Source organism: Streptomyces incarnatus, assembly GCF_001027185.1.
GTDB classification, from domain to species: Bacteria; Actinomycetota; Actinomycetes; order Streptomycetales; family Streptomycetaceae; genus Streptomyces; species Streptomyces puniciscabiei.
This window is the reverse complement of record NZ_CP011497.1, coordinates 5,960,953-5,981,026: the sequence shown is the minus strand read 5'-3', so window position 1 is coordinate 5,981,026 and position 20,074 is coordinate 5,960,953. Positions and strand designations below refer to the sequence as shown.

The window sequence follows — 20,074 nt, the reverse complement described above, 5'->3', positions numbered from 1 at the left end:
TGTGACAGAAGGGGTCGTGGGGGCGAAGAGGGGCTCAAGCGGTCCATGAGGCCTCACGTGCGCCCTGGCTCACCCGAACAGCGCACGCTGTGCGGCGCAGCCCTTCCGCGTCCGTCGCAATGGAGACAGGCCTGTCCTGAACTTCAGGCACACATTCGAACGAAACGGCGCAGAAGCGCAGAAAAAGGTGCACATCATGGTGGCAGCCATATACGCGGGCACCCTCGCCGCAGCCCTGTTCGCGACCGGGACCGGAAGCCCCGCCCACGGTGGCTCCTGGCTGAATACGTTCGGCGTGTTCTCCCCGCCGAACGCCTCCCACACCTCGAAGGCGGTGGCGTACGACCAGGGCCTCGTCCCGGCGGGCTCGCGGATCCAGATCCGCCAGCTCACCAAGCCGAACGGTGTCACGACCGTCGAGCTGCGGGTGGCCGGCGTCAAGCCCAACCATCTCTTCGGGGTCCACGTCCATCAGAAGGCCTGTGGCGCCGACCCCGCCGCCGCCGGCATGCACTACCAGAACCAGCCCGGCATGGACGCCGCCCACACCACCAAGGACAACGAGATCTGGCTGGACTTCAAGTCCGACGCGCGCGGCAAGGGCACCGCCGTCACCAAGCACAGCTGGGCCGTCCGGAAGGGCGAGGCGGGCTCGGTGGTGATCCACAGCGAGCCCGGCACCAAGGGGGCCCGGGTGGCCTGCTTCACCGTGCCGTTCCGCAGCACGTCGTAAGCGGCGCCGGCCCCGGCGGACAGGACGGCGCCCTTCCCCCTCGTGGCAGGGAAGGGCGCCGTGCCGCGTCAGGCGGCTATCGGGGCCTGCTCGGTGGCGGCCCGGCCGTCCGCGGCGGTGCGGCGGGCGACGAGCCGGTCCAGCCCGAAGGCGCCGGACCCGGAGAAGACCAGCAGGAAGAAGGCCCAGCAGAACAGGACCGACAGTTCGCCGCCGTTCTGGATGGGCCACAGGGCGGCCTGCTGGTGCACGTCGAAGTAGGCGTACGCCATCGAGCCCGAGGCGATCAGCGCGGCCCCGCGGGTGCCGAGGCCGAGGAGCACCAGGCCGCCGGCGACCAGCTGGATCACGGCCGCGTACCAGCCGGGCCAGGTGCCGGCCGGGATGGTGCCGCCCTGGGTGCCGGCGGCGCCGCCGAGGACGCCGAAGAGGGACGCGGCGCCGTGCACGGCGAAGAGCAGGCCCACGACGATGCGGAAGAGGCCGAGGACATAGGGCTGAGCGGAGTTGAGACGTGCGGTCATGAGGGGGGGTTCTCCTCTTCGGTGTCGGTCGGACCGGCCGGGGACGTCCAAGTGGCCGGTCGTGGGGGAGCGGCGGTACCGAACGAGGAACACAGGTTAGGCCCACCTAACCTGTGCTTGCAAGTTCAACATTTGGCCATAACTCCGGTTCCGCTTGCGGCTCCCCTCCGGAAAAGCCGCACACACGGGACGGCCACGCACGCCCTCCACGGGCATGCGCAGGCCCAACTACCGTGGCACGATGCTGTCCTGATGGACGATCAGAAAGAAAACGGCTCCGCTGCTACGGGGAGCCGCTCGTTCTACGGGGCGCTGCGCGCCGACTGGCCCCGCACCTCCAAACCCCCGAGCAGTTCCGCCGTGGCCTCGGCCACCGCGGCCACGGCGCGGTCGAAGACCTCGCGGTTGTGCGCGGCAGGGGCCCGGAACCCCGAGACCTTCCGCACGTACTGCAGCGCGGCAGCGTGGATGTCCTCCTCCGTGGCCTCGGTGGGCAGCACGGGCGGACGCAGCGTCTTGATACTCCGGCACATGAACCCAGTCTCACGCACGCCGCGTCCCGGTGGGATGATCGCGCCGAAGGCGGCCACCGACTCCCGGGGCCGACCGTCGAAAGGAACAGCCTCATGGCGAACGCCCTCACGGCGACCAGGAACACCGTGGCCGTGCTCGGCCCCGGCGGCACCGGCGGACTCCTCGCCGCCCTGCTCTCCCGCTCCGGCCACCGCGTGATCTGCCTGGCGCAGGACCGCACGGCCGACACCCTGCGCCGTACCGGAATCACCGTCCGCAGCCCGCAGTTCGGCGAGTTCACCGCCCCCGTCGAGGCGGACACCGAGCTGCGCGAACCGGTGGACGCCTGCCTGATCGCCGTCAAGCACACCGCGCTGGACGCCGCCCTCACCCGGGTGCCGCCCGAGGCTCTGGGCGACGCCCTGGTCGTACCGCTCCTGAACGGCGTCGAGCACCCCGGCCGGCTCCGCGCCCGCTATCGCGCCGACCGGGTCGCCCCGGCGGTGATCCGCGTGGAGTCCACCCGGGTCGCTCCGGGGCTGATCGAACACGGCAGCCCGTTCACGGAGCTCGACCTGGCCGGGGACGCCGTACCCCGCGCCCGGCTCGACGGCCTCGCGGCCACCCTCGTCTCCGCAGGGGCGACGGCCCGTGTGACCGAGGACGAGACGGCGGCCCTGTGGGCCAAGATGGCGTTCCTCGCCCCGTTCGCCCTGCTCACCACGCGGTACGGCCTGCCCCTGGGCGAGGCGCGCACCCGGCACCGCGAGGAGCTGGCCGCCCTGGTCGCCGAGACCGCCGCGGTCAGCCGTGCGTGCGGCGCCCCCGCCGACCCGGCCCAGGCGCTGGCCCGGTACGACGCCTTCCCGCCGGGCGCCAAGTCGTCCATGCAGCGCGACGCCGAGGCGGGCCGTCCGCTCGAACTCGACGCCATCGGCGGCGCGCTGCTCCGCGCGGCCGAGCGGCACGGCGTCCCGGTGCCGGTGACGGCCCGTCTGGTCGCCGAACTGCGCGCCGCCGGCCAGTGAGGAGCCTCGCTCGCCCCGGGCCACCCGTTCGGCTGAACCTCCCTCGGACCCCAGGAACGAACTCGCCACCCAAAATCGAACAGGCGTAGCATTGGCGTGTGGCTACGACCTATGAATTCCCCAGTGACCTCCGCGCCGGTCAGGAGGAGCTGCATCAGGTCCGGGCCGAGCTGGCGGCCCTGCTCAAGCGCCTGCCCTGGTCGGTCGAGCCGATGGACGGCTTCAGCGACGACACCGGCTGGCGGAAGGTGGAGCGGCCCGCGTCCCCTGGCTGGACGGCGGACGAGCAGGCCGAGGTGGAGAAGCTGCGCCGGCGCGAGCACGAGCTCGCGGTGTTCGTCAGCACGCACCGGTTCTGGGCCGAGGTCGCGGCAGCGGACCGCATGGACGCCCGCACCAAGCTGAAGCACGCACACGAGCAGGACAGCGAGGAGGAATGACAGAGCCCCCGGCCGCAGGGCCGGGGGCTCGACTGTGGGCGCGGACGGTTTCGAACCGCCGACATCCTGCTTGTAAGGCAGGCGCTCTACCCCTGAGCTACGCACCCGGACACCCGGGCTGCGCGCCCAGGACGAGTCGACAGCCTACCTTGCCCGGACCGGTGCACCGCAAACCCGTAACGCCGGGCCACGGGCCGTTTACGGGGGTTAACCCCACCCCCGCTCCGGGAGGCTGCCGGATCGGGGCGGGACCCGGTGATCACTTAGGGTCGGCGGAGACCGAGTTGCTCCGGCCGCCGTCACCCGGCGGGCCGGTTCAGGGGGAGATGCCGCATGGCCCGTATGGCCCGTTCCGTTCTTGTCCGCACCGCCGCCACGGCCGTCGTCACCGGCGTGCTCGCCGCCGGGGTGAGCGCCTGCGGAGCCTCCGCCGGTGACGACAAGCATCCCGACCACCGGTCCTTCGCCCTGCCCGGCCGCACCCTCACCGTGGACTCCGACGACGCGGACCTCGAGATCGTCGCGGCGCCGGCCAACAAGGCGGGGACGGTCCAGGTCACCCGGTGGTTCAAGGGCCGGGTCGTCGTCGGCGGCTCACCCCGGGTGAGCTGGTCGTTCCAGGACGACCGGCTGAAGCTGCGCATGCACTGCGACGGGTTCATCGCCGACTGCTCGGCCAAGTACCGGATCGAGGTGCCGCGCGGGATCCGGGTCACCGTCGACGACGGGAACGGCGACGTGCAGGCGCGCGGCTTCACCGATCCCCTCGGCATCCACACCAGCAACGGTGCCGTGCACGTCACCGACTCCACCGGACCGCTGGACCTGCACTCGGACAACGGCGCGGTCCGCGGGGACGTCTCCGCGCCCCGGGTGCGGGCCGAGACCAGCAACGGCGAGGTGGACCTCACGCTCCGCCGGGTGCCCGACCGCGTGGACGCCACCTCCGACAACGGCGCGGTGACGGTCGCGCTGCCCCGCGCCGCCTACCACGTGACGGCGGAGTCGGACAACGGAGGGGTGTCGGTGTCCGTGCCCCGGGACGACAGGAGCCCGCGGACCGTGTCCGCCGACTCCTCGAACGGGAAGGTCACGGTCCGTACGGCGAACTGACCGGCCCGTGTGTTTCGTCTACAACGGGTGGGAGAATGACACCACCCACGGCGGATCACACACGGGAGAGGGATGTGACGGCGACACCGGGCACGCCAGCGACGCGGTCCGCCCTGCGTGACACCCTCACCCTGCTCGGCCTGCCGCTGCTGGCCGCGCTCGCGCTGCCCGCCGCGTTCGCCGGCGGCGGCACCCGGCGCTGGTTCGGCGGCCGGGCGGAGAGCCAGCGGGCCGAGGCACAGGCCGCGAAGGACGCCGCGGCAGCCGCGTTCTACGAACTCGACACCGCCCAGCGCGACTTGAGGATCTCCATCGAGACCATCACGGCCGTGGACGACTCCCCCGCCGCCCGGCGTGCCGCCACCGACTTCGCGGCGCTCGGGCAGCGGATCGACGAGGTCAGCCAACGCTACATCCAGGCCGTCGACGCCCATGACCTGGACCGCGACGATCTGGAGGCCGCCGCGGCCTCCCGGGCGCGTGCGGAGCTGACGTCCGCCAAGGACGAACTGGTCCGGGTCAAGCAGGAGCTGGACCGTTTCGGCAGCTCGCTCGGACCACTGCTCGGCAAGGCCGAGACCCAGCTGGCCCGGCTGGCGCCCGCCGTGGAGCGGGCCCGGCAGGCGCTGCTGGGCGCGAGCAACGCCCTGGACGCCGTACGGGAGCGGGGCCTCAGGGCCGATGACCTGGCCGGCCGGCTCGCGGCCCTCTCCCCCGAGCTCACCAAGCTGAACCAGGGCGCCGGGCAGCACGGCCTGGCGCAGACCCTGGAGCGCGCCGAGCGGGTGCAGCGGGAGGCCGGGGCGATACGGGCCGAGGCGGAGCGGCTGCCGGAGAAGGCCGCCGACATCGACCACCGGCTGGTCAGCCTGCGCACCCGGGCCCAGGCGCTGACCACCAGGGCCGGGCAGGTGGACCCGGTGCTGAGCGAGCTGCGGCGCCGGTTCTCGGCCGCCTGCTGGCAGGACCTGCAGCACGTGCCCGAGCAGGCCGCGGAGAACGTACGGCAGGCCGAGCTCAAGCTCCGCGAGGCCCAGGCGGCACGGGACGCCCAGCGCTGGCCGGACGCCACCTCGCTGCTGTCGACGGTACGGGCCCTGCTGAACGTCACCGACGAGGCCGTGTCGGCCGCGGGTGAGCGGCTGCGGCGGCTGAACGAGGTGCAGAAGGATCCGCAGGCGGAGATCGAGCGGACCCGGTTCGCCATCCGGGACGCCCAGCGGCTGGCCATGACCGGCCGTACGACGCCGGATCCCCGGCACGCCCGGCCGCTGGACGACGCGGTGGGGCGGCTGGAGCGGGCGATCGGTTCGCTGAAGACCGGGCGGCACCCTGACTACTGGCACTTCCTGACCGAGACGGAGGCCGTACGGCAGACGGCCGCCCGGGTGGTGGGGCAGATCCGGGAAGAGCGCGGAGGGAACTGAGCGGGTGCACGCGCTGTAGTCCCGTCGGTTGCAGAGCGCCGTGGGGCAGGCGGATATTGGATGGACGGATGGCCTCCGCTAGCGCCCGAGGGAGGCGGACATGGCCACACACGTGCACACGACGCCGCGACGGCGGATCCGGTTCGACGAGCACCTGCCCGTCGACCACCGGCTGAACACGGTCTACCGGATCGGGGCGGGCCTGATCGGCGCGTTCCTCGTCGCGTTCGGCATCCTGGGTCTGATCAACCACATCGGCTTCTTCGACACCGGCGGCAACTCGGTCGCCGGGCTGAACACCAACGGAACGCTGAGCGTGCTGTCCATCGTCGTCGGGGCCATCCTGCTCGCGGGCATGGCGATCGGCGGCAATGTGGCGTCCACGCTGAACATGGTGTTCGGAGTGCTGTTCCTGCTGAACGGCTTCCTGAACCTCGCCCTGCTGGACACCGACTACAACTTCCTGGCGTTCAAGATCCAGAACGTGTTCTTCAGCTTCATCGTGGGCCTGCTGCTGATGACCTTCGGCATGTACGGCCGGGTCGGCTCGACCCTGCCGCACGACAATCCGTACTGGCGGGCCCGCCATCCCGAGGCGACCGAGCGGGAGCGTCCCCGGGACGCCGGTTAGTCTGTGCGCATGCCTCGCTACGAGTACCGCTGCCGTACCTGCGGCGACACCTTCGAACTGAGCCGTCCCATGGCCGAGTCCGCCGCCCCCGCGACGTGCCCTGCGGGGCATGGCGACACCGTCAAGTTGCTGTCGACCGTGGCGGTGGGCGGGGTCGCACAGAGTGCGGGGTCGCCTGCGGGGCAGGGCGGGGGCGGGGGTTGCTGTGGTGGGGGCTGTTGCGGGTAGTCGCCTACGGGGGTGCCACGGGGCGCCGTCGTGCGGGTGCGGGTGCGTTGTGGTTATGCGCGCAGTTCCCCGCGCCCCTGGGTTGGCTGCCGTACCGCCCTCAGAAACTCCCGTACGATTCTCTCCCCCGCCAGGACCCCCCGCTCCGGCAGTGCGCTGACCTCCGGCGCCGCCCAACCCGAGTCGGCCAGTTCTCCGTGCCCCGGGCGCCAGCCCCGGTCGGCTGCGAGGAGGAGGTCGGCGTCCAGGAGGGAGTCGCCGGCCGCGAGGGTCAGGTCCGCGCCGGTGCGGCGGGCGATCTCGTGGACGGCGGCGCTCTTGGTGAGCGGCTTCGGGACGGCGTAGATCTTGCGGCCCTGGAGCGAGACGGTCCAGCCGCGGTTCTCCGCCCACACCGCGAGCTCCTTCACCCAGTCCTCGGGCAGCAGCTCGCGCTCGACGACGAGGTAGGCGAACAGGTCCTCGGCGATGCGCTGCTTGCGCACCCAGGCCGGGTCCGCCGCGCGCATCAGATGCTCGTGGACCTCCGCCAGCGGCGCGCACTCGTCGGCGAGGCGGGCGAGCACACCGGCATGCCAGTCGGCGTCCGTCACGCCGTCGACCAGCAGATGGCCGCCGTTGGCGCAGATCGCGTACTTCGGGGGCGGTCCGGGCAGGTTGATCCGCTGGTACTGCTTGCGCGTCCGGGTCGTCGTCGGCACGAAGACGGCCGTGTCACCGAGGTCGGTGAGCAGCTGGGCCGCCGTCTCGGTCATGTACGACAGCGGCCTGCTCTCGTGCACCTCCACGCACAGCAGCCGGGGTGCCCGCGCGTCCGGCATGGTCAGCGCGAGGGCCGCCGAGGAGTAGATCAGCGTACGGTCGAGGTCGCTCGCCACCAGCACCGGCATCAGACGTTCACCGCCTTGCCGTCGGCGCCCGTGGCACCGCGCGTGTACTTGGGGTGGATCAACCCGACACAGGTGTACGGCAGTTCTCCGACCTCCTCGACGGGGACGCCCCGTTGCCCGGCGAGCAGGCGTACGTGGTCGAGGTCGGCGCCGGCCCCTGCGCGCGCGAGGATCTTCCAGGGCACCCGGCGCAGCAGCACCCGGGTGGTCTCGCCGACTCCGGGCTTGACCAGGTTCACGTCGTGGATGCCGTACTCCTCGCTGATCCGCTCGACGGCCCGCCAGCCGGCCCAGGTCGGGGCGCGGTCCTCGGCCATCAGTTCCTTGACCGCGGTGCCGACGGCGTCGGCGACCTCCGGGAAGCGGGCGGATACGGCGTCGAGGAAGGCCACGGAGACGTCGGCACCGGCGAGTTCCCGGTAGAACTTCGCGCCGTGGAAGTCGTCCGGGCCGACCAGGTCGGCGCGCAGCACCGTACGGGAGATCAGGCCGGAGACGGTCGAGTTGAGGCAGGCGGAGGGTATGAGGAAGTCCTCCCGGGTGCCGTAGGTGCGCACGCAGGATCCCGGGTCGGCGAGCACGGCGATCTCCGGGTCGAAGCCGGTGATGCCCTCCTTCGCCTCGAACTCCTCGATGGCCTGGGCGAGTTCACGGGTGATGGCGCCCTTGCCGGTCCAGCCGTCGACGAACACGACGTCCCGCGGGTCGTGGTGGGCGGCGAGCCAGCGCAGCGCGTTGGCGTCTATGCCCCGGCCGCGCACGATCGACACCGCGTAGTGCGGCAGGTCCAGGCCGTGCCGGTACTGGGCCCAGCGGCGCATCAGGATGCCGACCGGCGTGCCCGCGCGGGCGAGCGAGACCAGCACCGGGCGCGGCGACCGCTCGGCGATGACGGCCTCGGTCACCACGCCGACCGCCTGGGCGATCCGGGCCGCGGAGGTGTCCAGGGCCGCGTGGAACAGCTCCTGGTACTGCTCGCTGGGCTGGTACTCCACCGGCAGCGACTCGGCGTAGTGCGCGCCACCGCTCTGGATGGCCTCCTCCCGCTCCTCGGTCGGCGCCTCCAGCGTGACGTCGGAGAGGTCCTGGAGCAGCCAGCCGACCTCCTCGGGCGCGTAGCTGGAGAATGCGGGGCCACGGAGGGGCTCGGGCAGCATGGCCGGCCTTTCGGGAGCGTGCGGTACGTACGACGGGACCACCGCGAGCAGGACGTGCGGGGTGTGGGCGGCGAGGCGGGCCAGCAGGCCGTCGGGCGCGTGCAGGGCGGGGGTGTCGGCGACCGAGTCGACCACGGCGACGACGGCGTCGAAGCCGCCGCCCGCGACGTTGTAGGCGTAGCGTTCGCCGGGGCCGTCGGCCGGGTCGTCGTGGGCGGGGAAGACCAGCCGGGTCCGGATCGCGTACCCGGGGTCGTCCAGCGCGAGGACGGGTGAGCGGGTGGTGGTGGAGAACCGCACGTCCGCGTCCGTGACCTGCTCCAGCTCACGGGCGAGCCGCAGCGGGGCGTACATCAGCTCTTCGAAGCCGAGGACGAGGACGCGACGGGCGTCGGGGGGCAGGGCGTCGCTCAGTCGGGCCGCCATCTCGGGGAGCGCGGTCTCCAGACGGTCCCGGTGGGCGGGGGTGAAGCCGTGGCGCCCGCCGTCGGGGAGCCGGTGCGGCCACCGCAGGTCCACACGAACCGCCGCGTGGGCGCGGGTCACCTCATCGGACCCGCACCCGGCGACGTCATGGTGCGCCACCAGTCGCCGCCCCTTCTCCAGCACATCCGACGGCAGCCGTACGATCCCGGACGCGGCGGCGACCAGGTCCACCCGCGCCCCGATCTCGTCGGCGAACCGCTCCATCCGCTCGACGTCCTCCGCCGACCGCATGTCGACCAGCGCGACCACCACGTACCGCCCCCGCGGATACCGTGTATGCAGGTCACGGATGGTGTTCAGCACGGTGTTACCGGTGGAGAACTCGTCGTCGACGAGCACCAGCGCGCCGTCACCGGCCAGCAGCCCGGGATCCTCGGGCAGCAGAAGATGCGACGTGGCATGCGAGTGCGACTCCTCGAAGCCGCCCGCCCGGGCGACCCCGGGCACCGGCCGACGCGTGGAGTGCAGATACGGCGCCGTGCCGAGGCCGTCGGCGACCGCGTGGCCCAGCCCGGTCGCGGTCTCCGCGTAGCCCAGGACCACCGCGTTCCGCGCCTCGGCCGCGGAGAGCAGCTCGGCGACCTGTCGGCCGAGCCGGAACCCATGGCCGTACACCACCGTCGGCGACTGCGGCACATGCTTGCCGAGGACGTTCGAGACCAGCAGATGGGCCCGCTTGGGGTTGCGCCGCAGGGCGAGCCCGAGCAGGGCCCGCAGGCCGTCGTCCCCCGCGAGTTCGACCCCGAGCCGCTCGGCGACCCAGCTGCCGGACCAGACCCCGTCGTTCACAGCGTTCTTCATGCGTTCCTTGACGTCGTTGAAAGATCGGCCCGGCTCAGCCGGGTATCCCGGCGGCGAGCAGCTCCACGAAGCCGACGTCCTCGTGGGCCACGCCGAAGACCTCGGCGCGCAGCAGAGTCCGCTCGGCCCAGGCGCGGTGCGGCTTCACCTCGTTCATCTTGTTCGTGTAGGCCGACCGGAGTACACCCCCGCCGCCGCGTTCCGGCCGCAGGATGTCCTGGGCGTCGCTGTACTCCTCGTGGCTGACCACGGACAGCGCGTGGACGGGCAGCACGTGGGAGGGGTGGATGCACGTCTTGCCGAGCAGACCGTTGGCCTGGTCGAGGGAGATCTCCCGCAGCAGTCCGTCCATGGCGTGCTCGATCAGCCGCTCGCGCAGCCCGACGGCCTGCACCTCCAGGAAGGGGCTCTGCCTCAGCTGCGGCTTGAACATGCGCTCGGAGACCCGGAAGTACTCCCACACGGGCCCGGTCACGGTGAATCCGGTGCCGTCGGCCCGGGCCAGCATGTTCACGACGTCGGCGATCACCGAGGCGACGATCTGGACGTCGTAGGCGGTCATGTCGGGGGCGCGGCGCAGGCCGTAGCTGGAGCAGAAGTCGGTCACGCCGAGGCGCAGCGCCAGGACCCGGTCGCGGTACTTGTCGACCGCGCGGGCGATGCCCTCCAGGGTGTCCACCCGGGACTCGCGGTAGAGCAGTTCCGGGGACTCCAGGACGGGCATGGCGAACAGCCGGTGCCCGCTGACCGCCTCGGCGGCCGTCAGGGCCTCGAGGAAGGGGATGCCGCGTTCCTCGGTGAACTTGGGCAGCACGAATCCGGACAGCAGCCGGACGGACGGGCCGAGGCGCCGTACGAGGTCGGGTATCTGCTCGGGCGCGCGCACCCGGATGAAGAGCAGCGGCGGCTCGACGCCGGGCCGGGCGGCCAGGTCGGCGAACTGGCGGACGAGGTTCTCCTCGCCGGCCACGACGTCCGCGTCGTCGATCGAGTCCTCCAGGCACAGCACCATCGAGACCACGCCGTTCCCGGCCTGCTTGACGATGTCGTCGGCGAGCCGCGGCCGGGTGGCCGGGCTGTACAGGGTGGCGCCGAGGGCGGCGGCGAGCAGCCGGGCCGGAGAGTCGGCGCTGAACGCGCACGGCTCCCGGTGGAAGAGGCGCTGCCGCACCTCGGGGGCGATGTGCCCGAAATGACGCATAGGACTCCCTCAGGGCGCGAGCCCGAGTCTCAGTGTTGGGTAAAGGGTGGCCGGTAATAGTACGTAGGGATCCGTGTCAGAGGTTCCCCGCGGGCATGAATTTCCGGTAACTCGCCCGTGTCGGCGGCGCTCTGCGACACCACCCCCGCATTGTCGTGGCCAGGACCGAGAAGGCAGGATGACCGCATGACGCACGCGATGCTGAAGGGGTCGAACGTCCCGCTGGAGGCCGACACGGTCCGCGCCGTGCTGCGCTGGACGCCCGGGCAGGCAGTTCCGGACGTGGACGCCTCGGCGCTGCTGCTGGGCCCCGACGGCCGTGTGCGCTCCGACGAGGACTTCGTCTTCTACAACCAGCCCCGGCACCCCTCCGGAAAGGTGTGGCGGCTGGGCAAGAAGCGCGTCGCCGAGGGGCTGACCGACACGATCCAGACGGATCTGCCCGGCGTCGAGCCGGACGTCGGCCGGATCCTGCTGGTCGCGTCCGCGGACGGGATCACCTTCGACCGGGTGCCGGCGCTGTGCATCCTGCTGTACGACGCCGCGGTCGTCGACGCCGAGCCGCTGGCCCGGTTCGAGATCAAGCCGGAGACGGGTGCGGAGACCGCGCTGATCTGCGGTGAGCTGTACCGGCGCGGGGAGGGCTGGAAGTTCCGCGCGCTGGGCGAGGGGTATTCGAACGGGCTGAAGGGGCTCGCGACGGACTTCGGTATCTCGGTGGACGAGTCGGAGGAGGTGCCTGAGCCTCCGGCGGTTCCGCAGCAGCCCCCGGCCTACGGGTATCCGCAGCCGACGTCGGCTCCGCCGGCGTATGGGTACCCCCAGCCTGTGGCAGCGCCGGTGCCGGTGCCCGTGGGGCCGGTGGATCCGAACTTCCGGTTGCCTCCGCAGGGGCCGCAGTTCATCGGGCGGTGAGTGCGCCTAATGGGTCGGGACCTTATGTGGTTCTGCGACTGCGGGTGCGATGTGGTTTCTCGCGCCCGCGCGGCGGAGCCGCATATCGATACGGCCCCGCGCCCCTTACGGGGCGCCTCACCTGTCCACCTTCGTCTTGTAGCCCCTCCCCCACTGCAACCCCCACCCGTAGAGGCGGTCCAGCTCGCCCTGGAAGCCGTACACGAACTTCACCTCGCGGCGGACGAGCAGTTCGCCCTTGACGTTCTCGATCATCACCACCGCGCAGGAGCGGGCCTGGGGGTGGCGCTCGTCGAGGCCTATCTCGATGCGGGGGCCGTTGCTGGGGTACAGGGTGACGATGGCGTGGGTGCGGTCGAAGGCCGGGGTCTGGTCGTAGATGTAGACGAAGACCAGCAGGCGCTTGATCGCGTCGCGGTGGTCGAGGTTGACGTACATCGTCTCGCCGGACGCCGAGCCGAAGCGGTCGTCGCCGCTGAGCTTGATGTACGGCGGTGCGTTGACGTCGCCGAGATAGTTACCGAGCGGCTGGACGACGCCCTTGGTGCCGTCGGTCAGTTCGTAGAGGCAGCCCAGGTCGAGGTCGACGTTGACCATGCTCTGGCCGTGGCCGAGGACCTCCGGTGGCCTGAGGGCCTTGAAGGGGTGCCGCAGGAGGCTGGTGCGCTGGTTGCTGTCGAAGTCGGAGGTGCGCATCCGCCAGGTGAGGTTGACGCGCAGGTGGCCGGTGGCCGCGTCCTGCTTGGTCAGGGACACCGTCTGGTGCCGCCTGGTCAGCTCGATCGTGTTCGTCGAGTTGCCCGCGTCGAATTCGGCGGCGCCGGCGCCCCGCAGCCCGTCGAAGAAACCCATGTCCGCCCCCAGGTGTTCACGTACTCGTTCACCACGCCGTCGGGGCGGCCGAGCGCGTCGGCCGCCCCGATTCAGAGCGTTCCTCGCCGGGCGGGGTGCCACACCCTGTCACGGCCCGGATCTGTCACGTACCCGTCCCGTAGGGGACCGGGGTCACACCCCTGAGGAGACCTCGGCCTTCTCGCCGGTGCCCTCGCCCTGGCCCGCGAGGGCGCGGTTGCGGCGGACGGAGGACCAGAAGGACCAGGCGATCAGGACGACGCCGACGAGACCGGTGATGACCTCGTTGATCTCGTACTGGATGGTGACCATGAGGATCACGGCCAGGGCGCCGATGGCGTAGTGGGCGCCGTGCTCCAGGTAGACGTAGTCGTCGAGGGTGCCCTGGCGGACCAGGTAGACCGTGAGGGACCGGACGTACATCGCGCCGATGCCGAGGCCGAGGGCCATCATCACGATGTCGTTGGTGATGGCGAAGGCGCCGATCACACCGTCGAAGGAGAAGGAGGCGTCCAGGACCTCGAGGTAGAGGAACATGAAGAACGCGGCCTGGCCGGCCAGGACGACCGCCGAGCGCTTCTTGCCGGTGCGGGCGGCCTCTTCCTCCTCCTCGTGCTCGCGCTCCTCCTCTTCCTCCAGCCGGTCCTCGAAGTACCCGGACAGACCGCCGACGATCATGTACGTGATCAGGCCGGCGATACCGGCGATCAGAACCGTCTGCGCCTTGTCGACATGGACGCCGCCGTGCTGGTGGGCGTGGGTGGCGAAGGTGAAGGAGGTGATCAGCAGGACGATCAGCGAGACGCAGACCGACAGCATGTCGATCTTGCCGAGCTTGGCCAGCGGCCGCTCCAGCCACTGCAGCCACTGGATGTCCCGGTCCTCGAAGATGAAGTCCAGGAAGATCATCAGCAGGAACATCCCGCCGAACGCGGCGATCGCGGGGTGGGCGTCGGTGACCAGCTGCTGGTAGCGGTCCTTGTCGGTGAGGGCCAGGTGGACCGCGTCGTACGGGTTGAGCTTGGCGGTGATGGCGACGATCACGACCGGGAAGACCAGCCGCATGCCGAACACCGCGATGAGAACGCCGACCGTGAGGAAGATCTTCTGCCAGAAGGCGTTCATCTTCTTCAGGATGCCGGCGTTGACCACCGCGTTGTCGAACGACAGCGAGATCTCGAGGACGGCCAGGATCGCCACGACGCCGAAGGCCTCCCACCCCCCGTAGAAGACCGCGGCGACCAGGCCGAGCGCGGTGACCGCGAACGACCAGCCGAAGGTTTTCAGAAGCACTGGCTACCCCATCTTGTCGGTACGGGTCTCCCCCGCGCCGTACTCGGCTTTGCGAAACGTTGACCCCGAGTCTAGGGGCACACCCTGTCGGCCGTACCGCCCAGGGCCACTAGGAGACGTTCACCCCGAAGTCGAGGGCGATGCCGCGCAGGCCCGACGCATACCCCTGGCCGACCGCGCGGAACTTCCATTCGCCCTGGTAGCGGTAGAGCTCGCCGAAGATCATGGCGGTCTCGGTGGAGGCGTCCTCGCTGAGGTCGTAGCGGGCCAGTTCCTGGCCGTCGGCCTGGTTCACGACCCGGATGAAGGCGTTGGAGACCTGGCCGAAGGTCTGGCCGCGCTCGTCCGCCATGTGGATGGAGACGGGGAAGACGATCTTCTCGCAGTGGGCGGGGACCTTGGTGAGGTCCACCAGGATCGTCTCGTCGTCGCCCTCGCCCTCACCGGTGAGGTTGTCACCGGTGTGCTCGACCGAGCCGTCGGGGCTCTTGAGCTGGTTGTAGAACACGAACCACTCGTCGCCCAGGACGCGGTTGCCGGCGCCGCACAGCAGCGCGCTGGCGTCCAGGTCGAAGGGGGCGCCGGTGGTGGAACGCGCGTCCCAGCCGAGCCCGATCGTGACGTTCGTGAGGTTCGGTGCGGCCTTGGAGAGGGAGACATTGCCTCCCTTGGCGAGCGTGACGCCCATGATGCTGGTCCTCCCCTAGTGGTGCTTTCCCTGGTTGTCCTGCGCGTCCGGCGCCGACCGTAAACGGTGCGGCGCCGGACGGTGCAGGTGTCGTGACCCTGCCGGGATCAGACGTTGACGCCGAAGTCCTGCGCGATGCCGCGCAGGCCGGAGGCGTAGCCCTGGCCGATGGCCCGGAACTTCCACTCCGCCCCGTGCCGGTACAGCTCGCCGAAGACCATGGCCGTCTCGGTGGAGGCGTCCTCGCTGAGGTCGTAGCGGGCGATCTCCTGCTGGTTGGCCTGGTTCACGACGCGGATGAAGGCGTTGCGGACCTGGCCGAAGGACTGCTGGCGGTTCTCGGCGTCGTAGATCGACACGGGGAAGACGATCTTCTCGATGTCGGTCGGGACGCCGCTCAGGTTGACCTTGATCTGCTCGTCGTCGCCCTCGCCCTCACCGGTGAGGTTGTCACCGGTGTGCTCGACCGAGCCGTCGGGGCTCTTGAGGTTGTTGAAGAAGACGAAGTGCTGGTCGCTCGCGACCTTGCCGGAGTTGTTCAGCAGCAGCGCGCTGGCGTCGAGGTCGAAGTCGGTGCCGGTCGTGGTGCGCACGTCCCACCCCAGACCGACGATGACGGCGGTCAGGCCCGGGGCCTCCTTCGTCAGCGATACGTTGCCGCCCTTGCTGAGGCTGACTCCCACGGGTCCTCCATGTGGTGTCCAGGGGCGGGGAGCCCCGTCGTGCTTCGGATATGGGATCAACGAGCCGATCCTAGTGACGGGTTCCCGCCCCCCGCAGAGCCTGGACCCGGAGAATCACAGGTGTCGGCCACGGTCGGCCTACAGGGGCCTAGAGGGTGTCGAGCGCCTTCACGTAGTCGTTCAGGTCGCGCGCGTCCGGCAGGCCGTTGACCACGGTCCACCGCACGACGCCCTCCCTGTCGATGATGAAGGTGCCCCGGACGGCGCATCCCTTGTCCTCGTCGAAGACGCCGTACGCGCGCGAGACGTTGCCGTGCGGCCAGAAGTCGCTGAGCAGCGGGTACTCCAGGCCCTCCTGCTCGGCGAAGACGCGCAGGGTGTGGATGGAGTCGTTGGAGACGGCGAGCAGCTGGGTGTCGCGGCCTTCGAACTTCGGCAGGTTGTCGCGCAGCTCGCACAGCTCGCCGGTGCACACGCCGGTGAAGGCGAAGGGGTAGAAGAGCAGGACCACGTTCTTCTCGCCGCGGAAGTCCGAGAGCTTCACGGTCCGGCCGTGGTTGTCCTTGAGCTCGAAGTCGGGCGCCTTGTCGCCGACCTGGATCGCCATCGTCGTGCATCCCTTCGGTGGGCCGTTCGGGTCGAGCGCGCAGCACACGCTCGGGTCCACCCTACGCAGCGATCACCGGGGCCTTCCGGACGGGCTGGGGCGAAATCCAGCCCGTCCGGTGGTGGGAGAGGAGATCACCTCTTGGACTTGGCCGCCTTCGGCGTGGCCAGCCGGCTTCCGCTCCAGTCCTTGCCCACGCTGACGCTCTTCGACGCCGTCAGGCCGGCCGTCGTGGCGGCGTCCTGGATGTCGCTCGGCTCCACGTACCCCGAACGGCCGGTCTTCGGCGTCAGGAGCAGGATCGCGCCGCCCTCTTCGATGTACGTGGTGGCATCCACCAGCGCATCCGTCAGGTCGCCGTCGTCGTCACGGAACCACAGCACAACGGCGTCGGCCACGTCGTCGTAGTCCTCGTCCATGAGGTCGCCCTCGATGGCTTCCTCGATGGCCTCGCGGAGCTCCTGGTCGACGTCGTCGTCGTAGCCGATCTCCTGGACCACCTGCCCGGGCTGGAACCCCAGCCTGGCGGCAGGGTTCGTCCGCTCCTCCGCGTGGTCCGCGGTCGCGCTCACGGGTTGCCTCCTGATCATGTCTTGGTGAATATCTCAGCCACGCGCGTGCGCGAAGCATTGGCCGTAGTCCACACGGGCGGGGCGGATCGCGCAAGTACCCGGCCGTCTGGACCGCCGAAACGGTGACGATCCGGGCCGTGTCGCCGCAACTCCTGGCACCGTATCTCGATTCCGAGTGAGTCACATCACACCGATGTGCCCGGTTTGCACCGTTCGAAATCATCTCAGAATCATCCGTCGATACGCGCCTCGAACACCTTTGCCAAGGGTGTCACACCCCGGGCGTATCGTTGCGTTTTGACCGACGGAGACCGACGGGTGACACCGAGAGATACCGAGGAGATGACGTACGCCGCCCCGAGGTACACGATGGGGAACGGTGTAGGCACGAGTAAGAAATCGGCCCTCTGACAGGTAAGGAACAGCGTGGCTTCCGGATCCGATCGCAATCCGATCATCATTGGCGGCCTTCCGAGTCAGGTTCCTGACTTCGATCCCGAAGAAACCCAGGAGTGGCTCGACTCCCTCGACGCCGCCGTGGACGAGCGCGGCCGGGAGAGGGCCCGCTACCTCATGCTCCGGCTGATCGAACGGGCCCGCGAGCGGCGCGTCGCCGTGCCCGAGATGCGCAGCACGGACTACGTCAACACGATCCCGACCAAGAGCGAGCCGTTCTTCCCGGGCAACGAGGAGATCGAGCGCAGGATCCTCAACGCGACCCGCTGGAACGCGGCCGTGATGGTCTCGCGCGCCCAGCGCCCCGGCATCGGCGTCGGCGGCCACATCGCCACCTTCGCCTCCTCCGCCTCGCTGTACGACGTCGGCTTCAACCACTTCTTCCGCGGCAAGGACGAGGGCGACGGCGGCGACCAGGTCTTCTTCCAGGGCCACGCCTCCCCGGGCATCTACGCGCGCGCGTACCTGCTCGACCGGCTCACCGAGGACCAGCTGGACGGCTTCCGCCAGGAGAAGTCGAAGTACCCCGACGGCCTGTCCAGCTACCCGCACCCGCGCTCGATGCCGGACTTCTGGGAGTTCCCGACGGTCTCCATGGGCCTCGGCCCGCTCGGCGCGATCTACCAGGCGCGGATGAACCGCTACATGGAGGCGCGCGGCATCGCCGACACCTCCAGGTCGCACGTGTGGGCGTTCCTCGGCGACGGCGAGATGGACGAGCCGGAGTCGCTCGGCCAGCTGTCCATCGCGGCCCGGGAGGGCCTGGACAACCTGACCTTCGTCGTCAACTGCAACCTGCAGCGGCTGGACGGCCCGGTGCGCGGCAACGGCAAGATCATCCAGGAGCTGGAGTCGATCTTCCGGGGCGCCGGCTGGAACGTGATCAAGCTGATCTGGGACCGCAGCTGGGACCCGCTGCTCGCGCAGGACCGGGACGGCATCCTCGTCAACAAGATGAACACGACCCCGGACGGCCAGTTCCAGACGTACGCCACGGAGTCCGGCGCCTACATCCGCGAGCACTTCTTCGGCGACGACCACCGGCTGCGCGCCATGGTCGAGAACATGACCGACGACCAGATCCTGCACCTGGGCCGCGGCGGTCACGACCACCGCAAGATCTACGCGGCGTTCAAGGCGGCCACGGAGCACAAGGGCCAGCCGACGGTCATCCTGGCCAAGACGATCAAGGGCTGGACGCTGGGCCCCAACTTCGAGGGCCGCAACGCCACGCACCAGATGAAGAAGCTGACGGTCGACGACCTCAAGCGCTTCCGGGACCGGCTGCACCTGCCGATCTCCGACAAGGAGCTGGAGTCCGGCCCGCCGCCGTACTACCACCCGGGCCGCGACACGGACGAGATCCAGTACATGCACGACATGCGCAAGCAGTGCGGGGGGTACGTCCCGACGCGCGTCGTGCGCTCCAAGCCGCTGGCTCTGCCGGACGACAAGGCGTACGCGACCGTGAAGAAGGGCACGGGCCAGCAGTCCATCGCCACCACGATGGCCTTCGTCCGGCTACTGAAGGACCTCATGCGGGACAAGGAGATCGGCAAGCGGTTCGTGCTGATCGCGCCGGACGAGTACCGCACGTTCGGCATGGACTCCTTCTTCCCGAGCGCGAAGATCTACAACCCGCTGGGCCAGCAGTACGAGTCGGTGGACCGGGAGCTGCTGCTCGCCTACAAGGAGTCGCCGACCGGCCAGATGCTGCACGACGGCATCTCCGAGGCGGGCTGCACGGCCTCGCTGATCGCGGCGGGCTCGGCCTACGCCACGCACGGCGAGCCGCTGATCCCGGTCTACGTCTTCTACTCGATGTTCGGTTTCCAGCGCACCGGCGACCAGTTCTGGCAGATGGCCGACCAGCTGGCGCGCGGATTTGTCCTGGGCGCGACCGCCGGCCGTACGACCCTGACCGGCGAGGGCCTGCAGCACGCGGACGGCCACTCGCAGCTGCTCGCCTCGACCAACCCGGCCTGCGTGGCGTACGACCCGGCGTACGGCTACGAGATCGCGCACATCGTCCAGGACGGCCTGCGCCGGATGTACGGCGGCGACGCCGAGCACCCGCACGGCGAGGACGTCTTCTACTACCTGACCGTCTACAACGAGCCCATCCAGCACCCGGCCGAGCCGGCGAACGTGGACGTCGAGGGCATCCTCAAGGGCGTCCACAAGCTGAGCGAGGGCACATCGGGCTCGGTCCCGGCGCAGATCCTGGCGTCCGGCGTGGCGGTCCCGTGGGCGCTCGAGGCGCAGCGGATCCTCGCGGCGGACTGGAACGTGCGCGCCGACGTCTGGTCGGCCACCTCCTGGAACGAGCTGCGCCGCGAGGCGGTGGAGTGCGAGGAGCACAACCTGCTGCACCCGGAGGAGGAGCAGCGGGTGCCGTATGTGACGCGCAAGCTCAGCGGAGCGGAGGGTCCGTTCGTGGCCGTGTCCGACTGGATGCGATCGGTTCCGGACCAGATCGCGCGGTGGGTGCCGGGCACGTACCAGTCGCTGGGCGCGGACGGTTTCGGCTTCGCCGACACCCGGGGCGCGGCGCGGCGCTTCTTCCACATCGACGCCCAGTCGATCGCCGTCGCGGTGCTGACCGAGCTGGCCCGCGAGGGCAAGGTGGACCGCTCGGTGCTGAAGCAGGCCATCGACCGGTACCAGCTGCTGGACGTGTCGGCGGCGCACCCGGGAGCGGCCGGTGGTGACGCGTAGCCGCTGCGCTCGGCTTTGACCGACGGCAACGGGGTAGGGGCTGCGGGTTCGTCGCCGGGTGCGGGTGACTGCGTGGCTGGTGGCGCCCGCGCGGCGGAGCCGCATGTCAGGCACTGCC

At 70.4% G+C, this 20,074-nt stretch carries 20 protein-coding genes and 1 tRNA gene; 9 read left to right on the top strand and 12 right to left on the bottom strand.

The annotated features are described in order from the left end of the window. Positions 1 to 196: 196 nt before the first annotated feature. Complete coding sequence (locus tag ABB07_RS26950) at positions 197 to 733, top strand: superoxide dismutase family protein (protein ID WP_208901125.1); 537 nt, start codon at positions 197 to 199, stop codon at positions 731 to 733. Between the two features lie 68 nt (positions 734 to 801). On the opposite strand, the gene ABB07_RS26945 is transcribed toward ABB07_RS26950, so the two are convergent. Continuing rightward, a complete protein-coding gene (locus ABB07_RS26945; RefSeq protein ID WP_208901124.1) occupies positions 802 to 1,257 on the bottom strand; it encodes a DoxX family protein in 456 nt (151 codons plus the stop codon). Between the two features lie 302 nt (positions 1,258 to 1,559). After that, positions 1,560 to 1,790 carry a DUF2277 domain-containing protein gene (locus tag ABB07_RS26940; protein ID WP_208901123.1) on the bottom strand — a complete coding sequence of 77 codons (231 nt, stop codon included), beginning with the start codon at positions 1,788 to 1,790 and terminating at the stop codon, positions 1,560 to 1,562. 93 nt (positions 1,791 to 1,883) lie between these two features. Between ABB07_RS26940 and ABB07_RS26935 the strand changes: the two genes are divergently transcribed. After that, positions 1,884 to 2,798, top strand: a complete 915-nt coding sequence (locus ABB07_RS26935) for a ketopantoate reductase family protein (RefSeq protein ID WP_208901122.1) — start codon at positions 1,884 to 1,886, stop codon at positions 2,796 to 2,798. A 98-nt stretch (positions 2,799 to 2,896) separates the two neighbouring features. Beyond that, a complete protein-coding gene (locus ABB07_RS26930) occupies positions 2,897 to 3,238 on the top strand; it encodes a hypothetical protein (protein ID WP_208901121.1) in 342 nt (113 codons plus the stop codon). 35 nt (positions 3,239 to 3,273) lie between these two features. Here the strand turns inward: ABB07_RS26930 and ABB07_RS26925 are convergent. Further along, positions 3,274 to 3,345, bottom strand: a tRNA-Val gene (locus tag ABB07_RS26925). A 235-nt stretch (positions 3,346 to 3,580) separates the two neighbouring features. On the opposite strand from ABB07_RS26925, the gene ABB07_RS26920 reads away from it, so the two are divergent. From ABB07_RS26920 to ABB07_RS26905, 4 genes are all read left to right on the top strand, one after another. Beyond that, entirely contained in the window at positions 3,581 to 4,351 is a 771-nt protein-coding gene (locus ABB07_RS26920) for a DUF4097 family beta strand repeat-containing protein (protein WP_208903645.1), read from the top strand. A 35-nt stretch (positions 4,352 to 4,386) separates the two neighbouring features. Next, positions 4,387 to 5,778: a coiled-coil domain-containing protein gene (locus ABB07_RS26915; protein ID WP_425264765.1), complete on the top strand. Its 1,392-nt coding sequence runs from the start codon at positions 4,387 to 4,389 to the stop codon at positions 5,776 to 5,778. Between the two features lie 100 nt (positions 5,779 to 5,878). Beyond that, positions 5,879 to 6,409 (top strand): DUF4383 domain-containing protein, encoded by a 531-nt coding sequence (locus tag ABB07_RS26910; RefSeq protein ID WP_208901119.1) that lies wholly within the window; start codon positions 5,879 to 5,881, stop codon positions 6,407 to 6,409. Between the two features lie 9 nt (positions 6,410 to 6,418). Next, entirely contained in the window at positions 6,419 to 6,637 is a 219-nt protein-coding gene (locus ABB07_RS26905; RefSeq protein ID WP_208901118.1) for an FmdB family zinc ribbon protein, read from the top strand. Positions 6,638 to 6,690: 53 nt separating this feature from the next. Here the strand turns inward: ABB07_RS26905 and ABB07_RS26900 are convergent, their stop codons facing one another. From ABB07_RS26900 to ABB07_RS26890, 3 genes are read right to left on the bottom strand one after another with little or no spacing between them, the layout of a single operon-like run. Continuing rightward, positions 6,691 to 7,527, bottom strand: coding sequence for an HAD family hydrolase (locus tag ABB07_RS26900; RefSeq protein WP_208901117.1), 837 nt, complete (start codon positions 7,525 to 7,527; stop codon positions 6,691 to 6,693). Continuing rightward, positions 7,527 to 9,971, bottom strand: coding sequence for a phosphoribosyltransferase (locus ABB07_RS26895; RefSeq protein ID WP_208901116.1), 2,445 nt, complete (start codon positions 9,969 to 9,971; stop codon positions 7,527 to 7,529). Before ABB07_RS26895 ends, ABB07_RS26900 begins: the two co-directional genes overlap by 1 nt. 34 nt (positions 9,972 to 10,005) lie before the next feature. After that, positions 10,006 to 11,172 (bottom strand): HpcH/HpaI aldolase/citrate lyase family protein, encoded by a 1,167-nt coding sequence (locus ABB07_RS26890; protein WP_208901115.1) that lies wholly within the window; start codon positions 11,170 to 11,172, stop codon positions 10,006 to 10,008. Between the two features lie 186 nt (positions 11,173 to 11,358). On the opposite strand from ABB07_RS26890, the gene ABB07_RS26885 reads away from it, so the two are divergent. Continuing rightward, positions 11,359 to 12,087: a TerD family protein gene (locus ABB07_RS26885; protein ID WP_208901114.1), complete on the top strand. Its 729-nt coding sequence runs from the start codon at positions 11,359 to 11,361 to the stop codon at positions 12,085 to 12,087. Between the two features lie 117 nt (positions 12,088 to 12,204). Here the strand turns inward: ABB07_RS26885 and ABB07_RS26880 are convergent, their stop codons facing one another. The 6 genes from ABB07_RS26880 to ABB07_RS26855 all read right to left on the bottom strand — a co-directional run bounded on the left by ABB07_RS26880 (position 12,205) and on the right by ABB07_RS26855 (position 16,782). Continuing rightward, positions 12,205 to 12,939, bottom strand: a complete 735-nt coding sequence (locus ABB07_RS26880; protein WP_208901113.1) for a TerD family protein — start codon at positions 12,937 to 12,939, stop codon at positions 12,205 to 12,207. 153 nt (positions 12,940 to 13,092) lie between these two features. Next, complete coding sequence (locus tag ABB07_RS26875; protein WP_208901112.1) at positions 13,093 to 14,232, bottom strand: DUF475 domain-containing protein; 1,140 nt, start codon at positions 14,230 to 14,232, stop codon at positions 13,093 to 13,095. A 109-nt stretch (positions 14,233 to 14,341) separates the two neighbouring features. Beyond that, positions 14,342 to 14,920 (bottom strand): TerD family protein, encoded by a 579-nt coding sequence (locus ABB07_RS26870; RefSeq protein ID WP_055704056.1) that lies wholly within the window; start codon positions 14,918 to 14,920, stop codon positions 14,342 to 14,344. A gap of 107 nt (positions 14,921 to 15,027) precedes the next feature. Further along, positions 15,028 to 15,603: a TerD family protein gene (locus ABB07_RS26865; RefSeq protein WP_208901111.1), complete on the bottom strand. Its 576-nt coding sequence runs from the start codon at positions 15,601 to 15,603 to the stop codon at positions 15,028 to 15,030. Positions 15,604 to 15,751: 148 nt separating this feature from the next. Continuing rightward, a complete protein-coding gene (locus tag ABB07_RS26860; RefSeq protein ID WP_055704058.1) occupies positions 15,752 to 16,210 on the bottom strand; it encodes a peroxiredoxin in 459 nt (152 codons plus the stop codon). A 134-nt stretch (positions 16,211 to 16,344) separates the two neighbouring features. Further along, positions 16,345 to 16,782, bottom strand: a complete 438-nt coding sequence (locus tag ABB07_RS26855; protein WP_208901110.1) for a DUF3052 domain-containing protein — start codon at positions 16,780 to 16,782, stop codon at positions 16,345 to 16,347. Positions 16,783 to 17,208: 426 nt separating this feature from the next. Here ABB07_RS26855 and aceE point away from each other — a divergent pair, with 426 nt between their 5' ends. Next, a complete protein-coding gene (aceE, locus tag ABB07_RS26850) occupies positions 17,209 to 19,956 on the top strand; it encodes a pyruvate dehydrogenase (acetyl-transferring), homodimeric type (RefSeq protein WP_208901109.1) in 2,748 nt (915 codons plus the stop codon). The last annotated feature ends 118 nt before the right edge of the window (positions 19,957 to 20,074 follow it).

What these genes read in the sequence shown, in the direction of transcription:
- ABB07_RS26950 (WP_208901125.1), top strand. Translation starts at nt 197, where the DNA reads ATGGTGGCAGCCATATACGCGGGCACCCTCGCCGCAGCCCTGTTCGCG.
- ABB07_RS26945 (WP_208901124.1), bottom strand. Translation starts at nt 1,257, where the DNA reads ATGACCGCACGTCTCAACTCCGCTCAGCCCTATGTCCTCGGCCTCTTC.
- ABB07_RS26940 (WP_208901123.1), bottom strand. Translation starts at nt 1,790, where the DNA reads ATGTGCCGGAGTATCAAGACGCTGCGTCCGCCCGTGCTGCCCACCGAG.
- ABB07_RS26935 (WP_208901122.1), top strand. Translation starts at nt 1,884, where the DNA reads ATGGCGAACGCCCTCACGGCGACCAGGAACACCGTGGCCGTGCTCGGC.
- ABB07_RS26920 (WP_208903645.1), top strand. Translation starts at nt 3,581, where the DNA reads ATGGCCCGTTCCGTTCTTGTCCGCACCGCCGCCACGGCCGTCGTCACC.
- ABB07_RS26915 (WP_425264765.1), top strand. Translation starts at nt 4,387, where the DNA reads ATGACACCACCCACGGCGGATCACACACGGGAGAGGGATGTGACGGCG.
- ABB07_RS26910 (WP_208901119.1), top strand. Translation starts at nt 5,879, where the DNA reads ATGGCCACACACGTGCACACGACGCCGCGACGGCGGATCCGGTTCGAC.
- ABB07_RS26905 (WP_208901118.1), top strand. Translation starts at nt 6,419, where the DNA reads ATGCCTCGCTACGAGTACCGCTGCCGTACCTGCGGCGACACCTTCGAA.
- ABB07_RS26900 (WP_208901117.1), bottom strand. Translation starts at nt 7,527, where the DNA reads ATGCCGGTGCTGGTGGCGAGCGACCTCGACCGTACGCTGATCTACTCC.
- ABB07_RS26895 (WP_208901116.1), bottom strand. Translation starts at nt 9,971, where the DNA reads ATGAAGAACGCTGTGAACGACGGGGTCTGGTCCGGCAGCTGGGTCGCC.
- ABB07_RS26890 (WP_208901115.1), bottom strand. Translation starts at nt 11,172, where the DNA reads ATGCGTCATTTCGGGCACATCGCCCCCGAGGTGCGGCAGCGCCTCTTC.
- ABB07_RS26885 (WP_208901114.1), top strand. Translation starts at nt 11,359, where the DNA reads ATGACGCACGCGATGCTGAAGGGGTCGAACGTCCCGCTGGAGGCCGAC.
- ABB07_RS26880 (WP_208901113.1), bottom strand. Translation starts at nt 12,939, where the DNA reads ATGGGTTTCTTCGACGGGCTGCGGGGCGCCGGCGCCGCCGAATTCGAC.
- ABB07_RS26870 (WP_055704056.1), bottom strand. Translation starts at nt 14,920, where the DNA reads ATGGGCGTCACGCTCGCCAAGGGAGGCAATGTCTCCCTCTCCAAGGCC.
- ABB07_RS26860 (WP_055704058.1), bottom strand. Translation starts at nt 16,210, where the DNA reads ATGGCGATCCAGGTCGGCGACAAGGCGCCCGACTTCGAGCTCAAGGAC.